The organism is Sphingorhabdus sp. EL138 (assembly GCF_945882965.1).
Taxonomy (GTDB): Bacteria; Pseudomonadota; Alphaproteobacteria; order Sphingomonadales; family Sphingomonadaceae; genus Sphingorhabdus_B.
The window spans coordinates 1-9,164 of record NZ_CAMCWY010000034.1; the positions used below are offsets into that span (position 1 = coordinate 1).

Sequence of the window (9,164 nt, forward strand, 5' to 3'; positions counted from 1 at the left end):
CGCAACGTCAACTCTTCTCAAAAAAAGCCTGTAAAAAGCCGTTAAAACGGTTTGGCAACGACCAATATCACGATGATCGCTGATGCAATGCCTGGCACCTCATTAAACAGCCGCAGTTGCTTGCCGGTAAGCTGCCGTTCGCCGCGCGCCAGTTTCTTGGCGTAGCCGACGGTCCAACCATGATACGCCGACAATCCTAACACAAACAGCAGTTTGGCATGGAACCAACCCTGCGCCATAGCACCAATATTCCACGCCAAAACGAGTCCCAAAACCCAGACCACAATGATCGAGGGATTGAGGATGATTTTGATCAGCTTGGATTCGCGGTCCACCCATTTGGCAGCCTCTTCTGATCCTTCAGCGCTTTCCTGATGATAGACAAAGAAGCGCGGGATCATGAACAATCCCGCCATCCAGAAAATGACAAAAATAATGTGAGCGGATTTCAGCCAGATATACAACACAGATAGAGTTTCCGTCATAAAAACGGCCTTTATGGGCTAAGCCTTGCGGACCAGATTAAGAAGCAGTTCAACATTTTCGATTGGGGTGTCCGGCAATATGCCATGCCCGAGATTGAAGATATGTGGCCGGTCTTCATACGCGCTGAGGATATTCTCAACGGCGTCCTTCAAAACATCGCCGCCCGCAATCAACGCCAGCGGGTCAAGATTGCCTTGCACAGGAAGACCCTTGCGCAATTCGCGGTTCGCCCAATGCGGATCGACAGTCTCGTCCAGACCCAGCGCATCCACGCCCGTCCTTTCGGCATAAGCCGCAAGCTTTCCGCCCGCGCCTTTGGGAAAGCCAATCACAATTGCATTCGGATTGCGCGCCTTTAACCGACGGACGATTTCGGCATTGGGTGCAATGACCCATTTTTCAAATTGCGCAGGCGATAATGACCCAGCCCAGCTGTCGAACAATTGCACGGCATCAACGCCGGCATCAATCTGATCACCCAAATAATCGACGGTTGCCGAAATAATTGCGTCGATGAGCGCGCCAAAGCGCTCAGGCTCCGCATGCGCCATTCTGCGGGCCTCTGCTTGGTCTTTGCTACCCTGACCATGGACCATGTAGGTAGCGACTGTCCACGGGCTTCCAGCGAAGCCCAGGAAGGTTGTTTCAGACGGAAGCTCCGCCGACACCTTGCGCACCGTATCAATAACGGGAGCAAGCCGCTGCGGTGCTGGGACGAAATCTTCAAGCCGCGATTCCGCTAAGCGCGGCGCGAGCCGAGGACCTTCGCCCGTTTCGAACCAAAGGTCCTGACCCATGGCATGTGGAACCACGAGAATGTCGGAAAACAGGATCGCGCCGTCAAACCCAAAGCGCCGGATAGGCTGCAAAGTGATTTCGCAGGCTGCGTCGCTGTCATAAGCGAGCGCCAGAAAACCACCTTTTTCCGCACGCAATGCGCGATATTCGGGCAGATAACGACCCGCTTGGCGCATGAGCCATATCGGCGGGATAGCCTCTTGGTTGCCTCGCAGGACGTTCAGCAGTTTTTTAGGGCTTTGCGCAGACATAGAAACGAGAGGTCCAATCAAAATATATATTTATAAAAAGGATGATGAAAGATGATGCGCTGTTGATAGCTGCGGCCTTAAAAGCTTTTGCGGATATTGCCAACATCTTGACGCGCGCGAACAAACGGGCGGCCCAAGATTCGCAAATTTATTCCCCATTATCCACAGCCTGTGCATGACGGAATGTGCCTGTGGACAGCCTGTGTCCGAATCCAGCGGTGAATTCGGGGTAGTGGGCAAGAATGTGCGACGCAAAACTTGTCCCTTGATTTATCCCCAGCCTGCCAACAAGACTGTCCGTCATGAGCCAGCGCTTTCATTTACATTTATTGTCCGACTCCACCGGTGAAACCTTGGAAAACATCGCCAAGGCGGCCTTGGCGCAGTTTGACGGTGCAGAGGATGTGGTCAAGCATTTCTGGCCCATGGTGCGTTCGGAAAGCCATTTGGACCGGATATTGACCGATGTGGCCGCTAATCCCGGACTGGTGCTGTTCACTTTGGTGAACCGCGATACACGGCGCAAATTGGAAACGCGATGCCGGGCTTTGGGTTTGCCTGCGGTTGCGGCGCTCGATGCGGTCAGTGATGCAATGTCGAACATGTTGGGCCAAGAGGCGAAAGCGCGTCCAGGTCGGCAACATGTTATGGACGCCGCTTATTTCGCGCGTGTTGAAGCCATTCAGTTCACGATCGCCCATGACGACGGCATTAACGCGCAAAATTGGGAAGAGGCCGATATTGTGTTGGCGGGGGTATCGCGGACCTCAAAAACGCCCACGAGCATTTACCTCGCCAACCGAGGATATAAGACCGCGAATATCCCGATTGTGCCGGAATCGCCACCACCACCGATATTGTTTCAACTCAAGCACCCGATGGTCATTGGCCTTGTCACCAGCGCGGATCGTTTGATTCAGGTGCGCCGCAATCGTTTGCTGTCCTTGAACCAGTCGCCCGACACTGATTATGTTAATGAGGACAAGGTCCGTGCAGAAGTGGCCCATGCGCGGCGGATGTTTGCGGACAATGGCTGGCCCGTATTGGACGTGACGCGCCGGTCAATCGAGGAAAGTGCCGCTGCGATTATCAATTTGTTCAATGAGCGCGAGCTAGCGCAAGTGGGTGATTCATGACACTTGTCCTTGCATCACAAAGCGCCGGACGGATCGCGATGTTGAGCGCGGCAGGGGTATCGGTAAAAGCGGTTCCAGCTTTGGTCGATGAACAAAGCATCAAAGCATCACTGGCCGAAGCTGGCGCAAAACCGCGCGATATTGCCGATGCCTTAGCAGAGGCAAAGGCGCGCAAAATTTCCCGCAAAATGCCAACCGCGATGGTGTTAGGATGCGACCAAATTTGCGTTGGTCCCGACGGATACATTTTTGACAAACCCCAAACACCTGATGATGCGCGCGCGCATTTGGCGCGGCTCTCGGGCAAGGTGCATCGGCTCATCAGCGCGGCCGTTATCTGTGAGCAAGGCGAACCTGTTTGGCGCATAATCGACACCGCGCAGTTGACGATGCGCAACTTAAGTCCGCAATATATCGATGATTATGTCGAAACCTATTGGGATGAAATCCGCCACTGCGTTGGCTGCTATCGGATTGAAGCCGAGGGCGCGCAATTGTTCGCGAGCGTCAGCGGTAGCCAGTTCACGATTATCGGAATGCCATTGCTTCCGCTGCTTGATTATCTACGCACAAGGGGCCTTTTACCAACATGACAATATATGCCGAAGTCATCGGGCACCCGATATCGCATTCCAAATCACCGTTGATTCACAATTTTTGGCTTCAGCAATTGGGGTTGGTCCGTCATTATCGGGCGCATGCGGTGCTGCCAGATGATCTGGAGCGTTACTTTGCCGAGCGCGCAGCCGATGCCGCGTGGCGTGGGTGCAACATCACGATACCGCATAAGATTGCGGCCCTCGATTTTGTGGCTGACCCCGGCGATGTGCGTAGCTCTATCGGCGCGATTAACACCGTGTTTCGCAATGATGCCGGCGCGCTTGTCGCGACCAATACGGACGGTGGCGGTTTTTATGGCCCAATTGCTGATATCCCCATTGCGGGTGAGACCGCTGTCGTCATTGGTGCAGGCGGCGCGGCGCGGGCCGTGCTCTTCGCCTTGGCGCAGGCGGATATTGGCGAAGTCGTTTTGGTTGCGCGCAATGCTTTGAAGGCAGCAGGCTTGCTCGCGCATTTCGGGTTGAAAGGCAAAGTGATTGGGTTTGATGCGCGTTTGCCGGATGCAGCGTTGTTGGTGAACGCAAGCCCCTTGGGTATGGTCGGGCAGGAAACGCTTGAGATTGACCTTTCACCCTTGCCCGAACATGCCATTGTCTATGACCTTGTTTACGCGCCGATAGAGACGCCCTTGTTAAAAGCGGCACGCGTGCGCGAGTTGGAAACGGTTGATGGCCTTGAAATGCTGGTGGGGCAGGCGGCAATCGCGTTTGAATTGTTTTTCGGCGTTGCCCCGCCCGAAGACGGTGAGGATGCATTGCGGGCAATGTTGTTGAAATGAAAAAGCCGATGATCATTGGCCTGACAGGCTCAATCGGCATGGGAAAATCGGCTGTAGCGGTGATGTTTGCGGACGAGGGTGTCCCGGTTTTTGATGCCGATGCCGCGGTGCATGATTTGCAAAAAGCGGGCGGTACGCTTGTGCCCGCAATTGAATTGGCCTTTCCCGGAACGACCGGCGTAGATGGCGTCGACCGTCAAGCGCTGGGCGCTGCTGTTTTTGGCGACCGCGACCGGTTGGCACTGTTGGAATCGATTATTCATCCCGCCGTCGCCGAACGCCGAAAGGCGTTTCTGACATCGCATCAAGACGCGGACATGATATTGTTCGACATTCCCTTATTGTTTGAAAAGCGCGGGCAGGCTGGGGTCGATACGGTCGTCGTTGTAAGTGCACCTGCCCCGGTTCAACGCGAACGCGTGCTCGCTCGGCCCAATATGACTCCAGACAAGTTCGAACATATTTTGGCGTTACAAATGAACGATGCCGACAAGCGCGCGCGCGCCGACCATGTGATTGATACTGGCAAGGATATCCATGAAACGCGGGCTGATGTGCGCGCTCTTATAAAAATGCTGCGGGCGGGACTTGCATAAGCCTATAAACAGGCTCACATCTATTCTCAGAATGCGTGAAATTATATTCGATACGGAAACGACCGGCTTTGACCCTGCAACTGGGGATCGCATGGTCGAAATTGGCTGCATCGAAATGGTCAGCCGGGTGATGACGGGTAAGCATTACCATGCCTATTTTAATCCGCAGCGCCCGATGCCCGCGGCTGCCGAAAATGTGCACGGCCTGTCGGACCGTTTCCTGTCTGACAAACCTGCTTTTGGCGAAAAGGCCGATGAGCTGCTGGAATTTTTAGGCGACAGTCTACTTGTTGCGCATAATGCCAGCTTTGATTTTGGCTTTCTCAATCATGAATTGCAGCATTGCGGTCGCCCGCCCGTGTCGATGGACCGTATGGTTGACACTGTGGCGCTGGCACGGGTTAAAAATCCCGGAGCGAAGCTGTCGTTGGACGCTTTGTGCACCCGTTATGGCATCGACCGAAGCCACCGCGTCAAGCATGGCGCGCTGTTGGATGCTGAACTGCTGGCACAGCTGTACATCGAACTGACTGGCGGTCGGCAAATTGGTCTTGGCCTCGCTGACGATGCTAAATCTGATAAAATGATAGGCCAAATGGACGGTAACAGCGTTCAAACAACGAAAACATTTCGGCCAGCGCGCGCGCATTCTGCCTCAGCGGAGGAATTGGCGCGCCACGCCGAATTTGTTGGAAAGATTAAAGACGCGCTTTGGCTCCAGCCGGGGTCAACGCTTTAACACAAAGGAGATAGGCATTGGACATCAGGGTTTCAGGACATCAGGTCGACACCGGTGCAGCGCTCCAAACCCACGTGGAAACACGACTTGGTTCCATTGCCGAAAAATATTTCGCTAAAGCATTGTCGTCACACGCAACCTTTGGCCGCGCGCCGCATGACGGCTTTACCAGCGATATTGTGATGCATGTGATGCAGGGCCTGGTGCTGAAAGGTCGCGGCGAAGCGCAAGATGCGCATGTTGCTTTTGACCGCGCTGCAGAACGCATAGAGAAACAATTGCGCCGGTACATGCGCCGACTGCAGGACCGGCACGTGCAAACCGCATATGCGATGGCGCAAGAAGAGGCCGCATATACCGTATTTGATGCAGGCGATGGCAACGAAGAAATGCCACTGCCTGATGCGCCCGTAATTGTTGCTGAGATGCGTGTAGATATTCCCGAATCGACGGTTTCTGATGCGGTTATGTTGATGGATTTACGCAATACTCCAGCCTTGTTATTCAAAAACACTGGAACTGGGCGACATAATATGGTTTACCGCCGCGAAGACGGCACGATCGGGTGGGTTGAACCAAAATCGACACCTTAAACCTCGGCCGACGTGAATAAATTTTCGATATTATTTCAAGTATTTAGGGATTGCGCTACCGGTCGCACCGGGCGCTTTTGAACAAAATATGATTAGATTTTCTACCAGCCTCGTTGAGGGAGCCGTTGCTGCTGACATGCTATGCTCGGGCAAATCCGACTTGCTGGCGCAGTTATCGGCTATCGCGGCTGAAAATTATTTTGTCGACGCCGATGCTGTTCTGGATGGCATGATCGAGCGCGAGCGACTTGGGCCAACGGGTTTTGGTGGCGGAACAGCGATACCGCACTGCAAAGTGTCGGGTATCGACATGCCCGTGGCCGTGTTTGTCCGGCTTTCAAAGCCTGTGCCATATGGTGCTGTCGACGACGAGCCTGTCGATCTGATCTGCGCACTTGTTTCACCGGCGCAGGACGGTGCATCGCATTTGCGTGCATTGGCAGAGGTTTCACGCCTGTTTCGCGATGAGAAATTCCGCGCGCAATTGCGTGGCGCCGCCGATGCTTCGGCGATGTTTGCGGTGCTGACCTTGTCTGAAGAGCGTGACGCCGCTTGATTGAGCCGCGGCTTGCCAGCGGTGTTCTTATCTCCGCAATCAAGCGCATGGTCGAAGCCGAAGGTGACTTCGCAACCGTTCTGAAAAAGGGCGATGCGGTGTCCGGTGCGATATTGCTGATCGGCCAGGTGCGTGGCGCAGACCCCAAATTATACGAATGCTATCCCTCATTGGGCGGCCAGACCGCTTGGCAGACGGTGGATTTGAAAGAGCCCGGCGTGGTCGCGGTGCAGGATTATTGGCAAAAACGATGCGCGCGTGACCCAGATTTGTGGGTTTTTGAACTAGATGTCGCGTCCGGTGCACGGTTGGACGGACTATTGGCCATGTTTATTTGACTTTGCTGCGCTGCGCCATAGATGCGCTTCCATCGAGTAGCGAAGGTTGTTGTATCGGGCACAAATGAGGTGCCCAGACAAACACGCGAGTCGGATGCAACAAAAGACGAACAATGATAAACTAATACAGTTTCGTCTGCTGGTGCCGCCGCTTTAATGTATGTTGCATGTTGAAATTTTTTCGGGCTGCCTCTTTGGTAGCCGTATCTTGTACCCTGGTTTCCTCAGTCATTGCCGCCGATTCCGGGGCTGCTATTGGGAATAACCAACGCGCACAGTTAAGCGCCAATACCGCCATCCTTGACCCTACGCAAATCGCCGCCGAACAGGCGCAGTTGGATCTGGCGAAAAGCGGCAAAGTGACGGCAATCATCGCCGAAAATGGCGACATTATCCATGTTCCAAGCAACGGCGTTACGCCGAAATCGCTCCTAAATCCCAATGATAATGATGCAGATGCGGCAATCGCGTCTTCGCTCACGGACCTCGTGCGCACGCAAGCTGTTGATGACAGTTTAAGCAACGAAGAGCGGTGCCTTGCCAGCGCGGTCTATTTCGAAGCCAAGGGCGAGTCGCTCGCTGGCCAATTGGCGGTCGCCCGCGTAGTTCTGGCCCGCGCCAATTCGGGTCGCTTTCCCAGCACATTATGCGGCGTCGTCCTCCAAAAAGGTCAGTTTTCCTTCGTTCGCGGCGCAAGCTTGCCGTCGATCCAAACCGACAGCATGCATTGGCGCAATGCCGTCGCGATTAGCAACATTGCGCTGGAAAACAGCTGGAAAAGCCCAGTGGAAGGCGCATTGTTCTTCCATGCCCGACATGTTTCGCCAGGATGGCGTCTGACGCGGATTGGCAGCATAGATAATCATATCTTCTACCGCTGATTGTATCGACCGGAATGAACGATAAGGGCCCCATAAGGGGCCTTTATTTTGTTCCTCTTTCGTTCTAAAAGTATATGATGAATCAGACCCTTAGTTCTTCGTCAATTTTCGGTGCGGCTGCGGTAGCACGCGGCGTTTTGCGGTTGTTCTTGCGCAACCAGATTGTGGTGCAGCCCGAGGTCAGCCTGCGCAATAATCGGCGCGCTGATCTTATGGGCCTCAGCAATAAAGGCGAGATTATCATCGTCGAGATCAAATGTTCGCGCGCCGATCTTTTGGGGGATCAGAAATGGCCGGAATATCTCGAATATTGTGACCGTTTTTTCTGGGCGGTGCCCGCTGGGTTTGACATTGTCCCGCTACAAAGCGTCGCATTCATGCCCGAACGCGCCGGGTTGATTATTGCCGACGCCTATGACGCGGAAATTGCGCGGCCGGCAGGGTTAGTGTCGCTCGCCCCCGCACGCCGTAAAACCGAAACGCAGCGGCTTGCGCGGTTGGCCATGCGCCGCTTGATGGGGATCGCTGACCCTGAGTCCGCGCTATCCGGATTTGAATTCGAATAGGTCCTGACCCTAGCTTGCTTTTTTGGGGTTATACCAAATCGGTGAAGAATAGGCCCGCTCCCGCGCCTTTAGCTCCGTACCCGGCAGCAGCTTTGCCCCATAACGCAAGGCATCAAACAGCACCCAGCGCGGTGTCGGAATTTCGATTACGCGAACATAATAGAACGCACGGACGTTGCGGTTGAATTCGGGGTCAGTCCACACCGCGCGCAATTCGGGGTCGCCTATACTGTTGGTATAGCTGGCTTTGGCGATGTTAACAGTGTCGCCCACGGCAGGTACTTTGCCATTCGCGCCCTTTGGCCTTTTGTCTGCGTCGCCCCATACAACGTCAAAGACCTTTTCTTGCAGCACGCCTGATGCGTTCACCCATCCCTTGACGACCTGAACACGGTCGAGATTGGCGCCCATCGGGTCTTTCAATGCCGAAATCATGAATTTGGGCGCACCATTGCCGGGTTTAAGATCCGCGCCCATGGGGACGCCTTTTGCGTAACCAGCCTTTACCCAGTCGCCTGCAAACAGCGTGTCGTCATAATCCCAGCCACCAAAGAAGCGCAATGTCATGCGCGGGCCAGTTGTGGCGTACACCTCGCGTCGCATCATTGCGTCGAAGATGGCTGCGCGCGTATTGGCGGTCGCCCAAACGGCTGCATATCCGCCTGCAAGATAGTGCCAACCAATACGCCCTTTCCGGGTACCTAGATTTTGGGCCTGCGAAGCACGGTTGGCGTTAGGCTCGCCGCCCGAGTGCTTGCCAAAGAAATTGTTTTCATCACCCGTTGCAAGTCCCGTATGGCTATCGGTCGACCCGATGACGCCGAA

General features: G+C 54.5%; 13 protein-coding genes. 10 read left to right on the forward strand and 3 right to left on the reverse strand.

All coding sequences use genetic code 11. The features are described 5' to 3' along the window. Positions 1 to 41: 41 nt before the first annotated feature. Together Q0N43_RS11270 and hemE are read right to left on the reverse strand one after the other, a co-directional pair. Positions 42 to 485 (reverse strand): CopD family protein, encoded by a 444-nt coding sequence (locus tag Q0N43_RS11270; RefSeq protein ID WP_295446403.1) that lies wholly within the window; start codon positions 483 to 485, stop codon positions 42 to 44. An 18-nt stretch (positions 486 to 503) separates the two neighbouring features. After that, on the reverse strand, positions 504 to 1,535 hold the full coding sequence (hemE, locus tag Q0N43_RS11275) for a uroporphyrinogen decarboxylase (RefSeq protein WP_295446404.1): 1,032 nt from the start codon (positions 1,533 to 1,535) through the stop codon (positions 504 to 506). A 302-nt stretch (positions 1,536 to 1,837) separates the two neighbouring features. Here hemE and Q0N43_RS11280 point away from each other — a divergent pair, with 302 nt between their 5' ends. The 10 genes from Q0N43_RS11280 (at position 1,838) to Q0N43_RS11325 (ending at position 8,339) form a co-directional block, all read left to right on the forward strand. Further along, a complete protein-coding gene (locus Q0N43_RS11280) occupies positions 1,838 to 2,671 on the forward strand; it encodes a pyruvate, water dikinase regulatory protein (RefSeq protein WP_295446406.1) in 834 nt (277 codons plus the stop codon). Then, entirely contained in the window at positions 2,668 to 3,264 is a 597-nt protein-coding gene (locus tag Q0N43_RS11285; RefSeq protein ID WP_295446409.1) for a Maf family protein, read from the forward strand. The genes Q0N43_RS11280 and Q0N43_RS11285 overlap by 4 nt, the downstream gene beginning before the upstream one ends. Next, entirely contained in the window at positions 3,261 to 4,070 is an 810-nt protein-coding gene (gene aroE, locus Q0N43_RS11290; RefSeq protein WP_295446411.1) for a shikimate dehydrogenase, read from the forward strand. Before Q0N43_RS11285 ends, aroE begins: the two co-directional genes overlap by 4 nt. Beyond that, on the forward strand, positions 4,067 to 4,666 hold the full coding sequence (coaE, locus tag Q0N43_RS11295) for a dephospho-CoA kinase (protein ID WP_295446413.1): 600 nt from the start codon (positions 4,067 to 4,069) through the stop codon (positions 4,664 to 4,666). Before aroE ends, coaE begins: the two co-directional genes overlap by 4 nt. Before the next feature lie 31 nt (positions 4,667 to 4,697). Beyond that, a complete protein-coding gene (gene dnaQ / locus Q0N43_RS11300) occupies positions 4,698 to 5,405 on the forward strand; it encodes a DNA polymerase III subunit epsilon (protein ID WP_295446415.1) in 708 nt (235 codons plus the stop codon). 17 nt (positions 5,406 to 5,422) lie between these two features. Next, complete coding sequence (gene raiA / locus Q0N43_RS11305) at positions 5,423 to 5,998, forward strand: ribosome-associated translation inhibitor RaiA (RefSeq protein ID WP_295446417.1); 576 nt, start codon at positions 5,423 to 5,425, stop codon at positions 5,996 to 5,998. Between the two features lie 88 nt (positions 5,999 to 6,086). Next, positions 6,087 to 6,554 carry a PTS sugar transporter subunit IIA gene (locus Q0N43_RS11310; protein ID WP_295446419.1) on the forward strand — a complete coding sequence of 156 codons (468 nt, stop codon included), beginning with the start codon at positions 6,087 to 6,089 and terminating at the stop codon, positions 6,552 to 6,554. Next, positions 6,551 to 6,892 carry a DUF1491 family protein gene (locus Q0N43_RS11315; protein WP_295446421.1) on the forward strand — a complete coding sequence of 114 codons (342 nt, stop codon included), beginning with the start codon at positions 6,551 to 6,553 and terminating at the stop codon, positions 6,890 to 6,892. The genes Q0N43_RS11310 and Q0N43_RS11315 overlap by 4 nt, the downstream gene beginning before the upstream one ends. Before the next feature lie 167 nt (positions 6,893 to 7,059). Then, positions 7,060 to 7,773 carry a cell wall hydrolase gene (locus tag Q0N43_RS11320; RefSeq protein WP_295446423.1) on the forward strand — a complete coding sequence of 238 codons (714 nt, stop codon included), beginning with the start codon at positions 7,060 to 7,062 and terminating at the stop codon, positions 7,771 to 7,773. 77 nt (positions 7,774 to 7,850) lie between these two features. After that, positions 7,851 to 8,339 (forward strand): MmcB family DNA repair protein, encoded by a 489-nt coding sequence (locus tag Q0N43_RS11325; RefSeq protein ID WP_295446425.1) that lies wholly within the window; start codon positions 7,851 to 7,853, stop codon positions 8,337 to 8,339. Between the two features lie 9 nt (positions 8,340 to 8,348). Here the strand turns inward: Q0N43_RS11325 and Q0N43_RS11330 are convergent. Then, positions 8,349 to 9,164: DUF3604 domain-containing protein (locus Q0N43_RS11330; protein ID WP_295446427.1), on the reverse strand; the 816-nt coding region annotated here is incomplete at its 5' end.

What these genes read in the sequence shown, in the direction of transcription:
- Q0N43_RS11320 (WP_295446423.1), top strand. Translation starts at nt 7,060, where the DNA reads ATGTTGAAATTTTTTCGGGCTGCCTCTTTGGTAGCCGTATCTTGTACC.
- Q0N43_RS11280 (WP_295446406.1), top strand. Translation starts at nt 1,838, where the DNA reads ATGAGCCAGCGCTTTCATTTACATTTATTGTCCGACTCCACCGGTGAA.
- Q0N43_RS11310 (WP_295446419.1), top strand. Translation starts at nt 6,087, where the DNA reads ATGATTAGATTTTCTACCAGCCTCGTTGAGGGAGCCGTTGCTGCTGAC.
- coaE (WP_295446413.1), top strand. Translation starts at nt 4,067, where the DNA reads ATGAAAAAGCCGATGATCATTGGCCTGACAGGCTCAATCGGCATGGGA.
- Q0N43_RS11285 (WP_295446409.1), top strand. Translation starts at nt 2,668, where the DNA reads ATGACACTTGTCCTTGCATCACAAAGCGCCGGACGGATCGCGATGTTG.
- dnaQ (WP_295446415.1), top strand. Translation starts at nt 4,698, where the DNA reads ATGCGTGAAATTATATTCGATACGGAAACGACCGGCTTTGACCCTGCA.
- Q0N43_RS11325 (WP_295446425.1), top strand. Translation starts at nt 7,851, where the DNA reads ATGAATCAGACCCTTAGTTCTTCGTCAATTTTCGGTGCGGCTGCGGTA.
- aroE (WP_295446411.1), top strand. Translation starts at nt 3,261, where the DNA reads ATGACAATATATGCCGAAGTCATCGGGCACCCGATATCGCATTCCAAA.
- hemE (WP_295446404.1), bottom strand. Translation starts at nt 1,535, where the DNA reads ATGTCTGCGCAAAGCCCTAAAAAACTGCTGAACGTCCTGCGAGGCAAC.
- Q0N43_RS11270 (WP_295446403.1), bottom strand. Translation starts at nt 485, where the DNA reads ATGACGGAAACTCTATCTGTGTTGTATATCTGGCTGAAATCCGCTCAC.